General features: G+C 42.8%; 14 protein-coding genes. 12 read left to right on the plus strand and 2 right to left on the minus strand.

What is annotated here, in order from left to right:
• The 3 genes from DVG78_RS29370 to DVG78_RS29385 form a co-directional block, all read left to right on the plus strand.
• Nucleotides 1-1,019 (plus strand): DUF11 domain-containing protein (locus DVG78_RS29370; RefSeq protein WP_147277207.1); only part of this gene is annotated, 1,019 nt, incomplete at its 5' end.
• Nucleotides 1,020-1,589: 570 nt separating this feature from the next.
• Nucleotides 1,590-2,477: a hydroxypyruvate isomerase family protein gene (locus DVG78_RS29375; RefSeq protein ID WP_114464577.1), complete on the plus strand. Its 888-nt coding sequence runs from the start codon at nucleotides 1,590-1,592 to the stop codon at nucleotides 2,475-2,477.
• Nucleotides 2,478-2,926: 449 nt separating this feature from the next.
• Nucleotides 2,927-3,421: a hypothetical protein gene (locus DVG78_RS29385; RefSeq protein ID WP_114464579.1), complete on the plus strand. Its 495-nt coding sequence runs from the start codon at nucleotides 2,927-2,929 to the stop codon at nucleotides 3,419-3,421.
• Nucleotides 3,422-3,498: 77 nt separating this feature from the next.
• Here DVG78_RS29385 and DVG78_RS29390 read toward each other — a convergent pair whose 3' ends face one another.
• A complete protein-coding gene (locus DVG78_RS29390; RefSeq protein WP_114464580.1) occupies nucleotides 3,499-4,533 on the minus strand; it encodes a hypothetical protein in 1,035 nt (344 codons plus the stop codon).
• A 279-nt stretch (nucleotides 4,534-4,812) separates the two neighbouring features.
• Between DVG78_RS29390 and DVG78_RS29395 the strand changes: the two genes are divergently transcribed.
• Nucleotides 4,813-5,316 carry a hypothetical protein gene (locus DVG78_RS29395; RefSeq protein WP_114464581.1) on the plus strand — a complete coding sequence of 168 codons (504 nt, stop codon included), beginning with the start codon at nucleotides 4,813-4,815 and terminating at the stop codon, nucleotides 5,314-5,316.
• A 41-nt stretch (nucleotides 5,317-5,357) separates the two neighbouring features.
• Here the strand turns inward: DVG78_RS29395 and DVG78_RS29400 are convergent, their stop codons facing one another.
• Nucleotides 5,358-6,092, minus strand: a complete 735-nt coding sequence (locus DVG78_RS29400; RefSeq protein ID WP_114464582.1) for an EcsC family protein — start codon at nucleotides 6,090-6,092, stop codon at nucleotides 5,358-5,360.
• A 222-nt stretch (nucleotides 6,093-6,314) separates the two neighbouring features.
• On the opposite strand from DVG78_RS29400, the gene DVG78_RS30165 reads away from it, so the two are divergent.
• The 8 genes from DVG78_RS30165 to DVG78_RS29435 all read left to right on the plus strand — a co-directional run bounded on the left by DVG78_RS30165 (nucleotide 6,315) and on the right by DVG78_RS29435 (nucleotide 21,094).
• Entirely contained in the window at nucleotides 6,315-6,452 is a 138-nt protein-coding gene (locus tag DVG78_RS30165; protein ID WP_158550146.1) for a hypothetical protein, read from the plus strand.
• Nucleotides 6,449-7,039 carry an RNA polymerase sigma factor gene (locus DVG78_RS29405; protein WP_114464583.1) on the plus strand — a complete coding sequence of 197 codons (591 nt, stop codon included), beginning with the start codon at nucleotides 6,449-6,451 and terminating at the stop codon, nucleotides 7,037-7,039. The genes DVG78_RS30165 and DVG78_RS29405 overlap by 4 nt, the downstream gene beginning before the upstream one ends.
• 66 nt (nucleotides 7,040-7,105) lie before the next feature.
• Nucleotides 7,106-8,182, plus strand: a complete 1,077-nt coding sequence (locus DVG78_RS29410; RefSeq protein WP_114464584.1) for a FecR family protein — start codon at nucleotides 7,106-7,108, stop codon at nucleotides 8,180-8,182.
• A gap of 279 nt (nucleotides 8,183-8,461) precedes the next feature.
• On the plus strand, nucleotides 8,462-11,893 hold the full coding sequence (locus tag DVG78_RS29415; protein WP_114464585.1) for a TonB-dependent receptor: 3,432 nt from the start codon (nucleotides 8,462-8,464) through the stop codon (nucleotides 11,891-11,893).
• Nucleotides 11,894-11,922: 29 nt separating this feature from the next.
• Nucleotides 11,923-13,428, plus strand: a complete 1,506-nt coding sequence (locus DVG78_RS29420; protein ID WP_199563317.1) for a RagB/SusD family nutrient uptake outer membrane protein — start codon at nucleotides 11,923-11,925, stop codon at nucleotides 13,426-13,428.
• Between the two features lie 230 nt (nucleotides 13,429-13,658).
• The gene (locus tag DVG78_RS29425; RefSeq protein ID WP_229598352.1) at nucleotides 13,659-14,501 is read left to right on the plus strand and encodes a ThuA domain-containing protein; all 843 of its coding nucleotides are present in this window, start codon (nucleotides 13,659-13,661) and stop codon (nucleotides 14,499-14,501) included.
• Nucleotides 14,502-14,563: 62 nt separating this feature from the next.
• Nucleotides 14,564-17,716: a PVC-type heme-binding CxxCH protein gene (locus tag DVG78_RS29430; RefSeq protein ID WP_114464586.1), complete on the plus strand. Its 3,153-nt coding sequence runs from the start codon at nucleotides 14,564-14,566 to the stop codon at nucleotides 17,714-17,716.
• 276 nt (nucleotides 17,717-17,992) lie between these two features.
• The gene (locus tag DVG78_RS29435; RefSeq protein ID WP_114464587.1) at nucleotides 17,993-21,094 is read left to right on the plus strand and encodes an SIR2 family protein; all 3,102 of its coding nucleotides are present in this window, start codon (nucleotides 17,993-17,995) and stop codon (nucleotides 21,092-21,094) included.
• The last annotated feature ends 111 nt before the right edge of the window (nucleotides 21,095-21,205 follow it).

Raw genomic sequence — 21,205 nt, forward strand, 5'->3', positions numbered from 1 at the left:
GCAACGTGGATGCGACCAATATACAAGTAACGGATTACATACCTGCGGGATTGACCTTGAACGATGCCAACTGGAGCGTGGTGGGAAGCACCGCGACTTTGAACACGGTGATTGCGAGTTTGGCGGCTGGCGCAAGCACGACGCGAGACATCACCTTTGTTGTCAGCACAGGCGTCACGGGCTCAATCACGAACTTAGCTGAAATCAGCTCGGCAACGGGCGGTGTGGATGTAGATTCAAATCCCGATAGTAACCCCGCCAACGACGGCACGCCAAAGAATGACGTCATCAACGAAAGTGGTTTGACGGGCGGTGACGAGGACGACCACGACCCTGAGGTCATCACGGTCACCTCTGCGCAAGTAGACTTGTCATTGAAAAAGATGATTAGCACCAAGATTGCACAACTGGGAGACACGCTTACTTACACCATTAAAGTCTTCAACCAGTCAGGTACTTTGGCCACGGGCGTAGAAGTTAGTGATTCTCTGGCCACATCGGTACAATTTATCACGGGCAGTTTTACGACGACTCGTGGCACGGCCACGCTTAGCAATAATGTGATTGTCTGGACTATCGGCAGCATAGGGGCCAATGGAGACACGGTCACGCTGACGTATAAAGTGAAAGCGATTTCGGAAGGTATTCATTTCAATACGGCCGAGATCAGCAAGACCAACGAGCCTGATGTGGATAGTACGCCAGGTAATGGCAATAATAGCGAAGATGATAACGACCAAGAGTGCTTTACGGTTCCATTTAAGTTGTGTCCAATAGAAAAGGTACAGGCCAGCGTGCCCGCTTACCTGACCAATGTACAATGGTACAAAGATGGAGGCAGTACGCCAATTGTATCGGGTAATACCGTTCTGTTAAGCGAGGTGGGTACTTACACCTTCACGGCATCCAATCAGCAATGTCCTGCTGGGGGTTGTTGTCCGATTATCATTGAGCCTAGTAACAACTGTTGTCCGATCCAAATTTGCGTCCCGCTTACTATAATCAAAAAGAGGAAGTAGAAGAAAAAAGGTTCTTCCTGAGTTTTAGGACATAAAAAAAACCTCCCTGTAATTTTGAGAATCGTTTCAGACTCAAAAAAACAGGGAGGGTTTTTTATGTCCATTTAAGGTAAAAATGTCTTAAAATAAATTGGTTATGGTTTTGTTTACTCACTTTAAAGGGGCTCAAATTCTCGGATTGATACTCGTTTGGTGAGGGTAGTTTATGACACATACAGGATGATTTTATTATTGCACTACCTTGCCTTGTAAACAATTCCCTCCATGGAGTTCAACCCTAAACAAAGATATTCATAGATATATGTGGTATTTTTCTAACGAAATGAAGCAAATCAAAAACTTATTATCATATTTAAAATATTCAGTGAAAAAAAGGTAGAATTTCTATAATTTTAACGGGTGCGAAAGCACTTTACAATTGGTTAGTAATTAAAAAAGCCTCGGGGAGTTTCGCCGAGGCTTTTTATGGGAGATTTTAACAACAAAGTGGTAATATCTTGTTTAAAGATGCTTTAAGTGGTCAGAGAAAGTGCCCGCAATTAAACCAACAATGATTAACGAAGATTCACTATGGCAATAAACACATCACGCCGTACTGCCCTGAAAAATATGGCAGGCAGTGCGGCCCTTTTATCGTCGCCTATGACGCTGACGGAAGCTTTTGCGGCATCCGACAAAGCCCTTGGCCCCGAGCTGAAAGGCAGAATCAAGCAGTCGGTTTGTCGCTGGTGCTACAGCAAAATACCATTAGAAGACCTTGCCCGCGAAGCAAAAGCCATGGGTCTTCAATCCATTGAATTGTTGGGGCCCAACGAATGGCCCGTTATTCAAAAATATGGCCTGACGTGCGCCCTGCCCAACGGTGCGGGTATGGGTATCGAAAAAGGATTCAATAATCCAATCTATCACGATGATTTGGTGGCGAGTTATGAAGCCCTTTTTCCTAAGTTGGTGGAAGCGGGTCTGAATACCGTTATTTGTTTTTCGGGCAACCGCAAAGGAGTTTCTGACGAAGAAGGTTTGGTAAATTGCACCCTTGGACTCAAAAGGCTGATGCCCTCCGCCGAAAAATATAAGATCACCCTCATCATGGAGCTGCTCAACAGTCGGGTCAATCACAAAGACTATCAGGCTGATAAAAGTGCTTGGGGCGTTGAGCTTTGCAAACGGGTAGGCTCGGAGCGTTTTAAATTACTCTACGATATTTATCACATGCAAATTATGGAAGGCGACATCATCGCCACCATCAAGCGCGACCATCAGTACTTCGGGCATTATCATACGGGCGGCGTACCAGGTCGGGCCGAAATCGACGATACGCAAGAACTGAATTACCCCGCCATCATGAAAGCCATTGTGGATACGGGCTATCAGGGATATGTGGCGCAGGAATTTATACCCAAACGTCCAGATCCGATTGCTTCACTGAAACAGGCCGTACAAATTTGTGATGTATAGCCCCTGAATAATGGGTAGAAAATTTTGACTCCTTAACCATTCAACACAAAAAAGAAGAGTTCTGCTTTTTCAGAGGCGGGACTCTTTTGCGTTCATAGGCACCAAAAAGGCACTTTTGATGAAGGTTCTATTGGAGGTATTGCTAAAATGAACCCATATTTTATATATGTTGTATAATTTTAATCCAAATTATATTTTGATAAAATGCCTATTTTGTGCTAATAAAGTCTGATTTTGGCGGTTTTCAAGGGCGTGAAAAAGGTATTGCCGAATATAATTCCGTTCAAATGATTTTTCATACACTTCGACCCTTAAAACCTACGCTTCATCCCATTTCCCTTTTTCAGCTCAGAAATACCTGCCACTTTTGTCAAGTCATTAAGACAAACAAACAGCCAGAAACAAAAAATTAAAATAATTACAGCCAACAATTTAAGAACATTAAAATCATGAAATCGTTAATCACAACCGCCGCCTTAAGTCTTTTAGCATTAAGTACTATTGCAGAAGCACAACCTCAAAAAGAGCAATCGTGTGTCGCCGCTCATTTAATGGCCTCGTTACCAACTCAGGATGTTGAATCAACTACTCCCGCTTTTGTGGTCCTCAATATTCAATCGTTAATGGCTTCATTGCCTACGCTCGACGCTACCAACGAAATGCCGACAAATCCAATGAATGCTGAACTGATGGCTTCATTGCCTACCCAAGATGAAAACATCGAAGCACCCGCCGCTCGTACCAACACCGCGAAACTGATGGCTTCATTGCCTATCGTGGACGAAACAATGAGCTTGCCTGCTGCTCGTATCAGTGGAGCAAAATTGATGGCTTCGTTGCCAACGATGGATGCAACAACCGTAACGAGTGTGTTGATAGATACCAACATCAATCATTTTGATAGCAAATACCATCATACGCCCGTTCGTTTGACCGAAGAATAATCAAGCTACAATTCCATAATCAGATAGAAAGGCGCATCGAAAGGAGGTCAAACTCCCACGATGCGCCTTTTCGTTTTTTAGGCCGTTTTCTCCTGATTGCGCCATTGCTCGGCTTTTCGCCCCACCCACCAGAAGGAAAATGCCAGAATGGCAAAAAAGATACCTTTGTTGGTGCGGTCCCAAAAATATTCAAAGTACCGCGTGTAAATATTGGCCAAAAAGAACACCAGACAAATATCGCGCAGGGTATCGTTTTTGCTTCTAAACGCGTATGCCGTAAGCGCGGCCAAAACTACCGTAAATCCCGCCGACCAGTACCAAAGTGTGCCCTGTTTGATGGCTGACCAGCGCCCCAAATCGTCGTAATTGCCAAAGATGGAGAGCATCCAAGCCGCAAAAAGAAACAAAACCAGTCCAAAAGTATAGGTGGCGCGCTCGAACGAAATCAGCGGTTTGATTCTTTCGACCAACCACGACGATGCCCAAATCAAAAGTCCTAAAAGGGTCATACTCAATGGGTAGTTCATTCCTGCAAACCGAAATTCTCCCCCCGACCATTCGTAGATTTGAACCGCCCACCAGCCCGTCAACGACAAAAGCATGACAACCCATAAAAGCTGTGAGGGCAGAAAGCCACCAATGAGGCCGTAAACGATGGTCGCAATCAGTAAAGGTTGAGCGTAATTGCCGTTGAAAAGGCCCAGACTGCGGGTCCAGTACGCAATCGCGACGGCCACGCTGAGGGCAATGGTAATGGTGTAAGATTCATTGCTGATTTGGGAGGTAGGGTATTTGAGTTTTCGGCGACGGGCCAAGTACACAAACACACCTGCCACGAGCGTAAAACCTACGCCTACGGTTGCTTCCGAAAACGCCCATCGTTTGCGCAATAATTCAATCCATTTTTCATCAATCACCAGTGCCCCAAAAGCCAAAAGGCCGCAAGAAATGGCCGAGATAAAGGCATACCAAGCGATGGTGTCGACGTTGGAGCTGCGGACTTCGTAGCTGTTGCGCAGTTCTTCAGCTAGTTCAGGGGATATTTTTTGGGAATCTTCCCAAAAACGAATGGCGTTGATAACAGTAGCAGCTTCTTTTTTGTCAAGTTTCATAGGGCTGTTAATTGATGCTCTGACTAGTAAAATCCCGTGCCGGTGGAGTCATTGATTGGCGGAATACGTTTCAAAATAAAGGATTTTAGTGAAGTGTCAGAAAGCGATAGTGGCGCGACGCGGCCGTTTACAAATAAATTGGAGAAAAAAGGGCTGGATATGGTAAGTAATCGTTTGATTGTCAGTATGTTTTTGTTTTACATTTTTGATTTTCCTTTTTTATGCTTTTTCCTTTTTGTCCTTATTTAATCCTGTTATAAATTGCAGTAAAATAACGTTATGAAAAACAGTATATTATTCTTTGCCTTGCTACTATCATTGCCTGCATTTTGCCAAAATGACTGCGAAAAAACGATTCATTACGAATACAGCAGTTTTGACGGTGAGCATCGATTCTTTACGCCTAAAGAGGATGAGAAAAAAAGAGACGAGCCTATTTACTTCGAAAAGGCGTTATCAAAAGGAGAAACTAAATATTATGTACACATAAAGGTTTATTATCCAACGTTTTATACGGCATTGGTTGACCTGAGTATTCAGTTTGCCGATGGCTCAAAAATTTTGCGTCGACAGCAGCTCATTGGGGTAAAGCCTTCCAAAATAACCAACTTCTATGAGTCAACTACCCTCTTTCGGATCAATGAAAGCGAATTGAATTTGCTACTGAGCAAGCGTATTGGTGGTTTTAAGATTCAAACCGATGAATTTAAAATTCCTGCAGAAGAAGGTGTTCAGTTAAAACACGAAGTGGAATGCCTGCGGTACGCTCAAGTGCCTAAGTAAGCTGTTGGTGTTTTTCCACCGGCCGCCGCCGCTTCCTAATTTTATTTAATAAATTTCTGTTCTTCCGTCCACCGCATTCGGTAGGCATTGATGGCGGTTTTCCCCAATTTGTTAATCAAACGGTAGTTGACCACCACGCCCACGGCAGCACCGATGCCTGGGATAAGTTGGGCCATTTTGGCGAGGTCGATATAATCGCGGTATTCCTGCTGGAAGGTGCGCCAGTCAAAAGCGTGGATGTCTTCGGGAAATTGTTTGCTTTTTTCGTCCCAATTTACCATCTGTAAATACACTTCTTTGCGGCGCTCCTGACTCGAAAACGCCAGTTGGAAAATATGCAGAATATAAAGACGCTCGCGGTAATCGTCTATGGGGTAGCCGTACTGCGCGGCAATATCAAAAAGCAGTTTGAGCTTGATACTCAGCAACAGGGGGAAATCTGCCAGCGCCAACAGAAATCCTCCCGCACCCGCCACACCCCCTTCGGCGGCTCCTGCCGTTTTGTAAAAATTGATTCGCTTCTGCACGGCCAATTCGCGCTCTTCCAATGTCACGGCGGGAATCGGTTGGGGGGTAATAAATTCAGCCCCAAACAACACCCCCCGCGTCATCTGCTTGATGGTGGCGGTGATAACGTCGTGGATTTTTTCGGGAATGAGGTTATTTATCCAAGTCTGGGCCGATTTTGATAATCGGTTGACGGCCGAAGGCTTTTTCAGCATTTGGCGTTGCCATACGTTTAATTCCTTTTGGGCGAGTTCTTCGTAGGGAGTCATGGCTACGGGGTTGGTGCGTGGGATAGTTACACATTATCCCCTAAAAAACAAAATGTAAAGGTAGATTTTAAGGGTTATGGTGGGTGTTTTCTGAAAGACACCCATGGTGTGTGCAGGTCAAAGCAGGATGGAAAAGACGGGGCAAAGCCGTTTATTTATTAAAATAACGTAAGAGTGAGACTGGATAGAATGTCTTTTTGAGATGCGTAAAAAGGGGTGATTATGAAAAAAATTAAAAAATATTTAGAAAAAATAGGATTAAAATCCACCCTTTCTGGCATTAGTATATTAGAAGGTCGTTGTACCCATCAAAATCAACGTTTTCAGCGCCGTGTACTATTTTTAACCATTTTTCTGTGACAGCACATCATCCAAATAATGGCCTTTGGAATGCTTTTCGGGAGGGCGATCAGTGTGCATTTAAGCGCATTTATGAGTTGTATGCCAAAGAGTTGGTAAGTTATGGATATAAAATAACGACGAATGTTCAGTTGGTCGAAGATAGTATTCATGATCTTTTCATTGAATTGTGGCAAAGCCGTACCAATCTCAGTGAGACGGATTCTATTCGGTTTTATTTGTTCAGGTCGCTTCGCAATAAAATCAACCGTGCACAACAGCGGGATGTTTTTTATCAATCGGTGAGCGTAGAAGGAATAGATGGGACTTGCGAGGAGGATACCTGCGAGAGCCGCCTAATCAAAGATGAGAGTCAGGAGCAGCTTTTGCGTCAACTCAAGCAAGGATACGGCCGCCTGAGCCCCCGCCAGCAGCAGGCCATTGACTTGCGTTTTACGCATCATTTCAGCAACGAAGAGGTAGCGCACATTATGGGCGTAAACTATCAATCAGCGTGTAAATTCATTTATACCGCCCTCAAAACCCTGCGCGAAGCAGTACGTATTTTTTCAGTCATCGGTGTTTTTATTTTCAATACCATACCCTGAGCATTAGGCAGGCTTTACAATCTATATCCACAACCATTTTTTGAATTTATTTTTTTACTAACCTAGATGGACTATTATCAATATACCGCCGAAGATTTTGCCGCCGATGACTACTTTAAGGAATGGGTATGTTGTCCTACGGCCGAAAATGACGCCTTTTGGCAGGGCTTTTTACATGATTGTCCCGAGCGCTATTATCAGATAGAAGAAGCTCGGCGGCTCATTGAGGGATTGAATCAAATTTGTCCAACCCCAGAAGCGAGCCAATCGGTTCCGGTGATTTGGGCGCGGATTGAGAACACGCTTCATGAGCAGTCAACGGAGCATATACACAGACCCCGACGTTGGTACATACCTGTTCTATCCATCGCGGCTACTCTTGTGGTGCTGATTGCGGCGGGGTGGTTGTTTTGGCGTCGTTCTACTCCGTTGGAGATTCCGGGGGTATTGGCCGCTGCGCCCGCCGAATGGGTGGAGGCCGTCAACGGAGCCGACAAAACCATGTTGCTCCAGCTATCGGATGGTAGCATTGTTAAACTGGAAAAAAACAGTCGTCTCAAATATCCTGTTGAGTTCGATGATTCAAAAAGGGAGGTTCATTTAGAAGGCGGCGCTTTTTTTGAGGTGCAAAAAAACCCCAAGCGGCCGTTTTTGGTGTTTTCAAATGGTCTGGTTACTAGGGTGTTAGGTACGAGTTTTCATGTAAAGGCGTATCAGAAAGACCCAAATGTAACGGTGGCGGTAAAGTCGGGACGGGTTTCGGTGTATGCCGAGCGAAACGACGCCCAGCAAGACCCTGAAGTGAAGGGTGTTGTACTGACTCCCAACCAAAAGGCGGTTTTTCACCGCAGTGAGGCCACCATCAGCAAAGTATTGGTCGAGGCTCCGTTGCTGCTGTTACCACCCGTCGAAATGGCCCGGTTTGTGTTTGAAGCGGCCCCCGCTACGGAGGTATTTGCGGCCCTAGAAAAATCGTACGGGATAAAGGTGGTGTTTGACGAAGAAGTACTCAAAGACTGCACGCTCACCATTAACCTGACCGACGAAAACCTGTTTCAAAAACTTGAAGTAATCTGTAAAGTGTTGGATGCTCGCTACAAATTGATTGATGGCCAGGTGATTATCTACAGTAAAGGGTGTTGATTTGTAAAATACCCTGAGTAAAAAAGAATATTTTTCTAATAAAAAACGCACCATTTGTTATGATAAAATACTACCTAAACAACAAAATGCTTCTTTAACCTTTAACAATTTTATGTCTATGAAGAGTCCGTCGTTTTTCTCCTGACAAAAAAAACATCAGCAGTGGTCGCACACCGCTGATGCCGTTACCTCCCTGTGATTTTGACCGATCAGCAAGCGCCTGTAAAGACGTGAAGGAGGAGTTTTTGCTCAAATTATTCACAAAAACAATCAAAACTAATGAAAAAAACGGTACGTTTTAAACCCCTTGTGTATCATCTCATGAAAATATCGTTGATACAATGTGTGTTGGCATTGATCTTTACGGGTATCTCTTTAGCCCGGGAGGCCAGTGCGCAGGAAATACTCCAGCAGAGAGTGACCATTAATGTTGAGAATCAGGACGTACGAAAAGCGTTGACGGTGATTGAAAAGCAGGTCAAAATACGATTTGCGTATCGCCCGGTTACGCTTCCTTCCAATCGGAAAATTACGCTCAGTGCTTCCAATGAGCCGTTGGTGGAAGTGCTCGGTAAGCTAATAAAACCTCTTCATTTGAGGTATGAAATAATTGGAAATCAGATTATTCTGACCCCAGAAAAAGAAGCCGCGCCGGTTGTTACGCCTGCGCCAAAGATAGTGCCAATCGAAGCCACGGCCCCCGTGGTTCGTAAAATATCAGGTGTTGTTACGGATGAAGCCAATGCTGGATTACCTGGTGTGAGTGTGGTTTTGAAAGGAACACAGCGTGGTACAACGACCAATTCTGAGGGGCGCTTTGATCTTGATGTACCCGACAACAACGCGGTACTTGTGTTCAGTTTTTTAGGTTATCTGACGCAAGAATTGACCGTAGGCGCGCAAACACAATTGAATATTTCGCTGAAAGTAGACACCAAATCGTTGGAAGAGGTAATCGTGGTGGGTTATGGAGTGCAGCGCAAATCAGACTTGACGGGAGCCGTGGGAACCGTGAAAGGTGAAACCCTTTTGGAGCGCCCGTCGGCGTCTTTGAATCAGGCCCTTGGTGGGCGGATTACGGGGGTGAATGTATCGGTAAACTCGGGTCGCCCGGGTGGTCGCGCCAACATTCGTATTCGGGGAAATACCTCCGTGAGTGTGGCTAACAACCCTTTGTACGTCATTGACGGTGTGATTTTGAACGCCACCGATTTGGCCAACGGAAGCACACCCATTGATTACATTAATCCCAACGATATTGCCTCAATTGAAGTGTTAAAAGATGCTTCAGCTACGGCTATTTACGGTGCTCGTGGCGCCAACGGCGTTATCTTGGTGACTACCAAGCGTGGCAGTCAGGACGGAGGTCGTATTAGTTATGATACAGATTTCAGCGTTGGGGTATTGCCCCGCAAAATCCCGTTGCTCAATTCAGAAGAATTTTTGAGAACGGAAGAAATTGCGTATCAAAATGCTAAAAAATACGACCCCGTAGGTTGGGCTGGTGGCAAGTACGTGAATCCAGCAACCAAGCGGACCAACCCTTTATTGTTTGATGCAAGCGGTAAGCCGCTTTACAACACCGATTGGCAGGATGAGTCGTTCCAAAAAGCGTTTACGCAAAACCACCAACTTTCGTTCAGCGGTGGCAACTCTCGGGACAATTTCGGTTTGTACCTTGGGTACCGCAACGAAGATGGTTTGATGAAAGAATCGTGGCTCAAACGCTATTCGGCTCGTTTTGTGATGGATAGCCAGATCAAAAAATGGATAAAGGTAGGCGGTACGCTCAGCTACAATGACCAGAGCGAAAGTCAGGTAGACCCACTGGGTGCTGGTGGTATCATAGCCATGCGCCAAGTATTGGAAGCCCTACCCATTATTCCAGTCAAATACCCTGACGGACGTTGGGGCGGCAACGAAGACTATCCCGGTATGGAAGGCGGCGGTAACCCTATTCACGTAGCTACTGAGCGACTTTACTATCTCAAGACCCAAACCATGTTGGGTAATATCTATACCAATATTTCATTGGCAAAAGGCTTAGAGCTGCGCACTACATTGGGAACCAACATCATCAACCAACGGATTGATTACTACGGAGGTCGGAACCTGAATTATATTTCGCGCAACCAAGGCGGTGATGCATCTATCACTGGCGACCGTCATAATTCGTGGCAGTTTGAAAACTATCTGACCTACAATACCAAAATCAACAAAATCCACTCGGTCAATGCCTTGTTGGGATTGGCGTGGCAGCACGTAGATCGCTTCAATTTTCAGGCGAGAGCGCAGCGTTTTCAGGATGACTATTTTCAATTCAACAACCTCGGTGCGGGTGCGGTGGCGCTTGCTCCTACCTCTGGAACGAGTGCGTATGGCTTGAATTCATACTTTGGACGTATTAACTATGGCCTCAAAGACAAATACTTACTCACGGTTACGGGGCGTATTGACGGTTCTTCTAAGTTTGGTTCTTCCAATCGCTACGCGGTATTTCCTTCGGCGGCTTTGGCGTGGAGAGTTATTGAAGAAGATTTTATGCAAAATGTGCCTTTTATCTCTAACCTTAAAGTACGTACCAGCTACGGCGTAACGGGTAACTCGGAAATTACGGCCTATCAGGCATTGGCTGGTTTGGGCAATTACTCGGTGATTTTCAACAATGCTCGTCAAATCGGTATCGGTGTAAACCGCCTTGCCAATCCCGACCTGCGTTGGGAAAAAACGGCCCAAGTGGATGCTGGAGTAGAATTGGGACTTTTTAACAACCGCATTATGCTCGAAGCCGACGTGTATCGCAAACTCACCACCGATATGCTTTTGAGCGCACCCGTACCTTCAAGTAGTGGTTTTACGACGGTAAGCCAAAACATCGGAAGTATGGAAAACCGTGGGGTGGAATTGGGCATCAATACAGTCAATGTAGCGAGTCGAAATTTCTCGTGGAATTCATCCTTTAATATCTCCTTCAACCGCAACAAAGTAATGGCGCTTACAGGCGGAGCGGATATTTTCAGCGGTTCTACCATCATTCGTGAAGGCGAGCCAGTAGGGTCATTTTTCGGATTTGTGCACCAGGGAACTTGGAGCGTAGCAGAGGAATCAGAAGCCGCCAAGTATCTCAAAAAACCAGGTGACATCAAATACCAGGATGTAAACAATGACGGACGTATCAATGACAACGACCGCGTGGTAATCGGTAAAGGGATTCCAGATGGTTTTGGTACGTTTATCAACACTTTTACGCACAAAAACTTGGAGTTGATGGTTGACCTGCAATTCATGTACGGCAACGACGTATTGTTTAGAAGCAAGCACTCGGCCGAAGACCGTCAAGGAATTGCCAACAGTTTCAAGACCGTTTTGAACGCGTGGACGCCTACCAACCAGAACACTAATATTGCCGAATTGCGCCCTGTATCAGCGGGTTACAACACCAACAACGATACCGACCGCGTGCAAGACGGCTCTTTCCTGAGAGGAAGAAATATCCTTTTGTCTTATAAATTCTCCCCAAAAATGATTGAGAAAATCCACCTTAATCGTTTGAGAGCCTTTGTTTCGGTACAAAACTTCTTCCTTAACACCAAGTTTGAAGGCTATGACCCTGAAGTATCAACTTCTGGTTCGGCATTTGACCAAGGAGTTGATTTGTATGCCTATCCAAAACCGCGCGTTTTTATGGTTGGGTTAAACATCGGATTGTAATAGTTGTGTAATTTTTAATGGATACTGAAATGAAATACACTATAAAGTTTTTTAGTCAACTGATACTGAGCGGAACATTGGTTTTGTGCGGGGTGAGCTGTTCCGATTTTTTAGAAGAGCCTGATCGTTCAAATTTTACGATGGAAAACTATTTCACCAAGCCCGAACACGCCGAAAGTGTGGTGAACTCCATTTACGAAAACCTTCGGAACGTGTTGGGAGGTGGATTTGGCGGCGCGCCGTGGATGATGCTTGAATTTGCCACTGGCTTGGCCAACACCGAGTTGGGGCAGGCACAAAACAGCATTTTTGTGCGAAATCTAGTCAATAACTCAGACAATGGCTACGGAGCCACTTACTGGACCAACCACTATCGGGGCATTGCCAACGCCAACCTAGCGATTGCGAAAATACCGGGTATTTCGATGAACGAAGCCGCTAAGAAGCGCTATCTGGGCGAAGCACGGTTCCTGCGGGCGTTGTATTACTATGATTTGGTGCGCATCTTCGGCAATATTTCGCTCATTACTGAGCCAGTTGATTTGAAATCGCCCGATTTGTACCCTGCACAAGTACCTCAAGAAGAGGTATATAAGGTAATCGTAGCCGATTTGATTGAGGCGGAAGCTTCTGGCTTGCCGTACACAGATGCCACCGGACGGGCTTCTTTAGGCGCGGTTAAGTCGCTACTGTCAAGTGTATATCTTACCATGGCGGGATTCCCGTTGCAAAAAGGCGCTGAGTACTACAAAAAGGCGGCTGATAAGGCCAAGGAGGTAGTTGATTCTGGCAAATTTAGCCTGTTCCCGTCTTATGATGATTTGCGCAATCCCGCCAAAAAGAACATCGGCGAAAATATTTTCATGGCGCAATTTGTGGCTTTCGTATTACCTTCCAATTGGCAAACATCCATTATTCCGTACAATCAGGGTATTTCGGCCTATACGGATGAAACTGGGGCTATTTTTGCCAATAAAGAGTTCGTTGAATCGTACGAAAATGGAGATAAACGAGCAGCGGAGAAGCAATTTTATTACACTTCTTTCTCACTGCGGAGCGACCGTACCAAAACCCGTAATTTGGGAGGGTATTACCTGTACAAACACTTCGATACCGAAGCTCAACTCAGCACCACAAGTAGTGGCCTGAACTGGACGATGATGCGCTATGCGGAGGTTTTGTTGACCTATGCCGAAGCCGAAAACGAAGCAAATGGCCCGTCTGCGGCGGTGTATGAAGCCGTGAATGCCATTCGTCGACGGGCGCAGTTGCCCGATTTGGCTGGTTTGACCAAAGTTGAACTCAGAGAAGCAATCTGGAAAGAGCGTTGGCATGAGTTGAGTTTTGAAAACAAAACTTGGTACGACATGACCCGCCTCCGCAAGGCGTTTAACGTGACGACTAAGAAGTTTGAGGATTTTGCTGGGCATAAGTTTTCGTATGGCCCTGTGCTCAAAGAGAGAGAATTGCTGTTTCCGATCCCCACCGCCGAAATTCGCAACAACAATAAGTTGAAGCAGAATACCGGTTATTGATAAATGTTTTGTAGATAGAAGTGATTTCTTACCGTAGGCACCTTTTCTTCGGTGCTTACGGTATAAATTTTAGAAATATGACTTTTTAAACATTAGCGATTTTGTATACCAAATAGCTTTTAGGTTTAAAAAGTTTAGAATAGTTAAACACCCGCTTAAAGACACACTGCATGATAAAGCGTACGATAAGTCGCATGGTTGCTAACCATTGGTTCTCGGTCTTGTTCCTGATGTTGGGCATTGCTGCCGTTTCCGCCTTTGATTCTCCCAAAAAAACAGCTCCGTCAAAAAAGAAACCGCTTGTCGTCTTTGTAGCTGGCGACCATGAGTACGGCGGCGAACAAACCCTCCCGCTTATTGCGGCTGAATTAGAAAAAAACTACGGCGTACGTACCCAAGTACTGAAGTCATTTCCTGACCAAAACGCCGAAAAAAATATTCCCGGTTTAGAAGCGCTCCGCGAAGCAGATTTGGCGGTGTTTTTCTTGCGCTGGCGTCAATTGCCGCCTGACCAGCTCCAATATCTCGACGAATACCTTAATTCTAGCAAGCCAGTGATGGGTTTTAGAACGTCAACGCACGCGTTTAATTTTCCCAAAGGGCACGCTTCCGAAGCTTGGAATGCGTTTGGAGAAAGAGCTTTTGGCTCTCCTCCGGGCTGGGGCAAAGCGGGCCACACCCACTACGGCCACAAAAGTACTACCGACGTAACGGTGATTGCCGAAGCGGCCAAGCACCCAATTTTGACGGGCGTACCTTCTGCTTTTCATGCGGCTTCGTGGTTGTACCGAGTGCGCCCCGATTATCCGCCGCAGGATGCAACCCCACTGCTGATGGGGAAATCAGTAAATCCTGACAAAGCCGCCATTGATAATCCAGTAGCTTGGACGTGGAAAAATAAAGCCAACGCCAAAGTATTTTTTACGACGCTGGGGCACCCCGAAGATTTTCAGCAAGAAGGGGTTCAGCGGCTCACTATCAACGCTATACATTGGTTGTTGGGCAAGCCTGTTCCTAAAAAATGGAAAGGTAAAATTGAAATAAATGTGCCTTACCGAGGTATTGTAAAGTAGTAGAGCAGTACTAAATACATCATTATTAATTACGAGTTAAAAAATTAAAATAACTAAACCCAATGAGAATACGTATCAAGGGATTGCTCATCGCCGTTGGATTGATGTTGATTGTTTTCAGCTCTTTCCAATTCAATCAATCCAATACTCTGACAGTTGGAAATGGGGCCCACATTTCACTGATTGGCAATAATTTGGGGTCACGAATGATGAACTACGGTCACTTTGAAACCGAAATGAACGTTCGCTATCCAGAAAATTCGCTCGTAATCCGCAACATGTGCGATGGCGGTGATACTCCAGGTTTTCGTCCGCACGCCAGCCGAAACTCGCCTTGGGCGTTTCCGGGGGCGGAAAAATTCCAAACCGAATACGCCAACTACTCAAACAGCGAGGGCCACTTTGACACCCCCGACCAGTGGCTAACTCGCCTTAAAACGGACATTATTGTGGCTTTTTTTGGGTTCAATGAATCCTATCAGGGAAAAGCGGGCTTGGCCAACTACAAAGCAGAACTTGATGCGTTTATCAAACATACACTGAGCCAAAAATACAATGGAACAACGCCGCCGCAATTGGCGCTTGTTTCACCCATTGCGTTTGAAGATTTATCGGCTATGTACGACTTGCCCAATGGCAAAAGGGAGAATGAAAATTTGCTTTTGTACACCAAAGCCATGCAGGAAGTAGCCGACCAAAACAACGTGCTTTTTGTCGATGCTTTTACTCCTTCGCAACAATGGTACAATGAAAGCAAAGAGCCGCTGACCATCGATGGATTGCAACTCAATGAAGCCGGTTATAAAAAACTGAGCATTTTATTGACGGACCAACTGTTTGGAAAAACCGCCGCTAAAGCCGAAGCCAACCGTAAATTGGTACAAAATGCCGTAATGGAGAAAAACTGGATGTGGCACAATGACTATAAAATTCCGAATGGTGTACACGTGTACGGGCGTCGCTATAATCCTTTTGGCCCCGACAACTATCCCGCAGAGATTAAGAAAATTCGGGAAATGACCGATATTCGTGACAAAGCTATTTGGTTGGCCGCTTCTAAAGGCGAGAAAACAGACCTTGCCGCCGCCGACAAAAACACCACGCCGCTGCCTCCCGTCAAAACCAACTTCAATCCTGAGAAAAACGGTAGCCTTACGTACCTCTACGGACAGGATGCGCTCAACAAGCTGAAAGTGCCAGCGGGCTATAAAATTGAGCTTTTTGCTTCAGAAGCTGAGTTTAATGACTTAGCCAATCCCGTACAAATGTCTTTTGACAATAAAGGACGTTTGTGGGTAGCTGTCATGCCGAGTTATCCTCATTATAAGCCAGGAGATAGCCGGCCCAATGATAAAATCTTGATTTTAGAAGATACCAATGGTGACGGTAAAGCCGATAAACAGACCATCTTTGTAGAGGGCTTGCACCTGCCGCTTGGTTTTGAAATTGCCAAAGAAGGAGTGTACGTTTCTCAAGGAACCAACTTAAAATTGTTTACTGATACCAACGGAGATGACAAGGCCGATAAAGTAGAAATTCTCCTGAGCGGTTTTGACGACCACGATACCCACCACAACAGCAGCGCGTTTTGCGCAGATCCTTCGGGAGCTATTTATACGGGAGAAGGGGTATTTTTACACACAAATGTAGAAACGCCTTACGGACCCGTACGGGCTACCAACGGTGGATTTTACCGTTATGCTCCACAATTGCATAAATTGGAGCGCACCGCCCAATTGGCGATTCCTAACCCTTGGGGGATTGCTTTTGACGATTGGGGACAGCCTTTCTTTGCTGAAACCTCCAGCCCTGACGTTCGTTGGATGTTGCCCGGCTCGGTGTTGCCGCGCTACGGACAGGCTACGCACAAGTCATTCCAGTTGATTGAAAAAGACCACATGGTGCGTCCTACGTCTGGACTGGAATTTTTGTGGAGTCGCCATTTTCCCGATGAAGTACAGGGAGATATGCTTATCAACAACACCATCGGATTTTTGGGGACAAAACAACACCAAATTTGGGACGACGGTACGGGCTACAAGACCAAACACCGTCAGGATTTGATTGTGAGTGAAGACCGTAATTTCCGCCCCGTTGACATGGAAATTGCACCTGATGGCTCGCTGTATGTTATTGACTGGCATAATATTCTTATCGGACACATGCAGCACAACGCCCGTGATCCACTGCGTGACCACGTTCACGGAAGAGTGTATCGGATTACGTATCCTTCCCGTCCGCTGATTACTCCCGCCAAAATAGACGGTGCGAGTGTTGATGTACTTTTGGACAACCTCAAATTGCCCGAATACCGTACCCGCTACCGTACCCGTCGTGAATTGAGAGGTAGAGATGCTGCCGAAGTATTGCCAAAAATAACGAAATGGGCGGCAAGTTTGAACAAAGCTGATGCGCGTTACGAACATCATCTACTGGAAGGCTTGTGGGTAAGTTGGGGATTGGATAAAGTAGACCAAAAACTGCTGCGCCAATTGCTCAAAGCCAAAGATTACCGCGTTAGAGCGGCGGCGGTTCAGGTGGTGCGCTACACTGGGCACCAAGTGGCTGACCAAGCAGCGTTGTTGATGCAGGCCGCTAAAGATGAAAACCCAAGAGTACGGTTGGTGGCGATTGTTGCCACTTCGTGGATTGGCAAAGAAAAAGGGTTGCCTATCTTGGCCGAAGCTAAAAAGAAGCCGCTTGACGAATGGATGATTCATGCCCACGAAACAGCAGTAGCACACTTAAATGGAGAAAATGTGGCTAAGAAAAAGGAAGCTGAAGTTGTTTCGGCATTGAAAGGGGCTGAATTGGAAGCTTTCAAGTTGGGGAAAACCATTTACAGTAAAGAAGGATACTGCATTACTTGTCACCAAGCGGATGGAAAGGGGCTTTCAGCTTCTGGTTTCCCGCCGCTTGCGGGCAAATGGGTGCAGGGAAACGAGGAGCGTTTAATCAAAATAGTTTTGAAAGGATTGCTCGGCCCGATTGAAGTAAGCGGTAAACAATACCCTGGGCAAGTACCGATGACGCCTTTTGGCGGTTTGTTAAACGATAAAGAGGTGGCTGCTGTATTGACTTACGTTCGTAACTCGTTTGGCAATAAAGCCTCCGCGATTTCGCCCGAAAAAGTTAAAGCAGTACGCGCTGCTACGGCAGGTCAAAGCGACATTTATAATTCTTCAAAATTGTTGAAAGAACATCCGTTGGAGTAATCATTATTGGAAATTGGGTTTATTAGTAAAAAGCCGGACAATCCTTTGTCCGGCTTTTTACTTGGAAAGGAGATAGACTTGGGGCGGAAAAAATATATAAGAAACGTAATTTGATATATTATTTATTGTCTATATATTGTAAGGTATATTTTTTGAGCGTAGCTTAACTGGCGCCATATTATAAATATGTACTATTTTGATGGTTTTTTTGGGTTTGCCTTATAATAACCGTTTTTTTATTTTTACTTAAAACTTTATAATTATAAAAGTCATTTTATGGAACATATTATAGATTTAGATAAACAAAGAAATGAACTGGTTGATATTTTTAAAAATATCAGAGACTCTAATACAATTTTATTTTTGGGTGCAGGGGCTTCTATAGGTGAAAAAAAATATTTAAGTCAAGAACTGATAGAGTTATATGAGCAATATTTATGTAAAAATTTAAACGAAAAAAATATAACAAATTTTATTGATATACTTTCGGCTGATGAAACATTTAGTCGTAAACATTTTGACGACTTTGTTTTATCGTTATTAAAAAAACTAAAAGTTACTGAGGCTCATAAAATATTGGCCACTATTCCATGGAGAGAGATAATAACTACAAACTATGACTTATTAGTAGAAATGGCTTACGATGAAATTTCAGGAACTTCAAAACATATTTATGATTTAAAAACAATTAGGAGTATAAAAGAAATAAACTATAAAGAATCAAATACTGAAGTTAAATACATTAAGCTTAATGGATGTATGAAAGATAAAAGTCAATATCCATTTGCATTTTCTACAGATGATTTTTTGCAACTAAAAAGTTTTTATAAAGCGGTACTCCAAGACTTGAAAAACCTAAGTACTAATATAAATTTCCTTTCAATTGGGTATTCCTACAGCGATGCGTTTGGTAGAGAATTGTTAGATAAGTTTGATTCTTATAACTATAGGGAAAAAAGATGGATGATAAATGTTGATCCATTTCCAAATGAAAATGCCTTAGCTTATTATAAGCAGAAAAAAGTCTGCATTGTAAAATGCTCATTTGAAGATTTCTTTAAAAAATATAACGAATGGGATTTGCTGCAAAATGAGACTGTTGTTAGAAAGAAAGGATTGTCAATATTTGACAGTAAAAATCAGTACTTATCCTTCCCTCCCAAACTTTTGCTTAATTTAGAAGGGATTGTTAAACAATTAAGTGTTGAATATAATAGAGATAGAGTTATTAAAGATTCTGATTTTTATAAAGGAGAAGAGCCTAATTTTAATTTGATAAGTCGAGGAGTTGATGTAGTAAAAAATAAGTATCTTTTAAATTTTAAGAATACTATTGTTGATGTAATAAAAAAAAACCATTCAACCATAATTCCTATGTTTTTTATAAATGGAGATTTTGGTATCGGTAAATCGACATTTGCCTTAAGATTGGTGCATGAGTTGGAGAAAGATATTGAGTTTGATTTAGTTGCGTTTGAAATCATCGAATTCAATAGAGTAAAAAAAGAATTGTTAATTGATTTAGTTAATAATTGTAAATCAAAAAATCTGCTTTTTTACTGTGATGAAATTGAGGTCGAAAGCTATTTTAAAACTCTTTTAGACATACAAAGAGATTTGAGTATAGAGCAATTTCAAGGTTGTAATGTATTTATTTTAGCATCTATTCGAGAGAATATTCTTGAAAAATTTAAATTAAATAGGAATTTTTCAAGAATGTATAATTTAAAATTAGAAGGTAAGTTTGAAAAAGATGAAATTGAAGACTTACTAGAAAAGCTAAAGAAAACAAATTTGGTTTCATATAGAGATGCAAGTGAAAAGAATATGTTGGTAGAAAAAATTGAGAGTAGCTATAATTCAGATTCTTTTATCTCTTTAATGGCAACTGTTACCTCTGGTAAACATGAAAATGACTTAATAGATAGTTATAACCAATTATCAAGCGATACACAAAAAGCATTTCTTTATACAGCGTTACTTCATAAACATAAATTACTAATGCCAGCAAGTTGGCTGAAGCAAAATATTTCTATGAGTTGGGAGGAGTTTACTGAAAAAGTAATAAATGCAGAAGGGAAAGGTATATTGATTCAAGAAGTTAAAATGACACATGGAACACAGCCTGACTTGTATTTTAGAACTAAACACCCTTTAATTGCGGAAAAGTTAGTTGAACGATTTCTGGAAAACAAAGATAAGCAATTTGCTTTTTATGATAGAATGTTAAAGACAATTGAACCAGGACAAACAAATTCATATTTAGTTAATAACCTGTTAAAGGCATTTATAAAAAGTGGAGAATATAGTGAAACACAGTTAAATAAACTGTTTGACTCAGGGTATACAAAGCTTTCGGATGATCCATATTATTTACTCAATTATGCAATTAATTTGCAAAGTAGAAGAGAAAAAAAAGAACTTAAAAAGGCTTTAACTTTATTAGTATATGCTGAATCTTTATTCGATTATCGAAACCATAGATTTATTCATAGGAGAGGCTCAATAAGTTTTGACTTGGCTAAACTTTACTTTGAAGAGAGTTTTAACTCATCGTATGTTACTTTTTACCTCAATGAAGCAAAAGACCTATTCTTTGTAAAACAAATCCTAGACCCATTTTCAGCCTACAGCTACGTTGATTATATAAAACTATTCATATGGGAGCTAAAGAATTTGGATTATGATGATGAAGATAAAGTTCAGAAGCAAATAAAAATTGAGGAATTACTAGATATAGCTTATAAAACGGTATCTGATGGTATTGAAAGGGTGGATGTTGTTAACTCAAGTTATATAAATAATCTAAAAGAGATAATCAATGATTTAGATTATAAAGAATATCTTGATTCTTTGTATGAAAAGAGTAGACTTAGGCCATATGCCTGTATTTTGTTGTTTGGATACCATAATTCTAAAGGGGAATATTTAGAGTGCAATAGATTGTTGGATGAAATGGAGTCTTATCAAGAGAATTTTGAAATTGTAAAATTTTTATTTAAACATTATGGAAGAAACTTACATGATCCAAATGTTCGAATAAAACTGATGAGGCTTTCAAGACAAAATCCAGATATTGAAAGAGATAATTCTCTAAGGTTTAATTATTTTAACTTTATTGCAGAAACTTATAATTATAATTTTATGGAAGGTAAAAGATACCTTCAAAATATAAATTCAAAATTTAATAATATTAACCCCGAATTTCATTACGTTTGGTTGGATTCCTTGGGTGAAGAAGTTCTTTTCGAAGCAAGAATTACAAAAAAAAGCAATGAGAAGATAAAATCAATTAAAATCCCCTCAATTCAACAAAATATTAGACTTATCAAAGGTAATTATGATAATTTAGTAATTGGTAATTCGGCTTCCCTTTAAAGGGTTAAGATATTAAATATCAGTACTTTGCATCAAAAAATAATCCCCGAATATGCGCGTATTTGGCATAATTCGGGGATTTTCGTATTTTAGTTGTGCTAACAAACCTAA

The organism is Runella aurantiaca, assembly GCF_003339505.1.
In the GTDB taxonomy this organism is placed as follows: domain Bacteria; phylum Bacteroidota; class Bacteroidia; order Cytophagales; family Spirosomataceae; genus Runella; species Runella aurantiaca.

Bases quoted from the DNA above. Each gene is read 5' to 3' on its own strand.
- DVG78_RS29390 (WP_114464580.1), bottom strand. From the start codon at position 4,533: ATGAAACTTGACAAAAAAGAAGCTGCTACTGTTATCAACGCCATTCGT.
- DVG78_RS29395 (WP_114464581.1), top strand. From the start codon at position 4,813: ATGAAAAACAGTATATTATTCTTTGCCTTGCTACTATCATTGCCTGCA.
- DVG78_RS29410 (WP_114464584.1), top strand. From the start codon at position 7,106: ATGGACTATTATCAATATACCGCCGAAGATTTTGCCGCCGATGACTAC.
- DVG78_RS29420 (WP_199563317.1), top strand. From the start codon at position 11,923: ATGAAATACACTATAAAGTTTTTTAGTCAACTGATACTGAGCGGAACA.
- DVG78_RS30165 (WP_158550146.1), top strand. From the start codon at position 6,315: ATGAAAAAAATTAAAAAATATTTAGAAAAAATAGGATTAAAATCCACC.
- DVG78_RS29435 (WP_114464587.1), top strand. From the start codon at position 17,993: ATGGAACATATTATAGATTTAGATAAACAAAGAAATGAACTGGTTGAT.
- DVG78_RS29415 (WP_114464585.1), top strand. From the start codon at position 8,462: ATGAAAAAAACGGTACGTTTTAAACCCCTTGTGTATCATCTCATGAAA.
- DVG78_RS29375 (WP_114464577.1), top strand. From the start codon at position 1,590: ATGGCAATAAACACATCACGCCGTACTGCCCTGAAAAATATGGCAGGC.
- DVG78_RS29430 (WP_114464586.1), top strand. From the start codon at position 14,564: ATGAGAATACGTATCAAGGGATTGCTCATCGCCGTTGGATTGATGTTG.
- DVG78_RS29425 (WP_229598352.1), top strand. From the start codon at position 13,659: ATGTTGGGCATTGCTGCCGTTTCCGCCTTTGATTCTCCCAAAAAAACA.
- DVG78_RS29385 (WP_114464579.1), top strand. From the start codon at position 2,927: ATGAAATCGTTAATCACAACCGCCGCCTTAAGTCTTTTAGCATTAAGT.
- DVG78_RS29400 (WP_114464582.1), bottom strand. From the start codon at position 6,092: ATGACTCCCTACGAAGAACTCGCCCAAAAGGAATTAAACGTATGGCAA.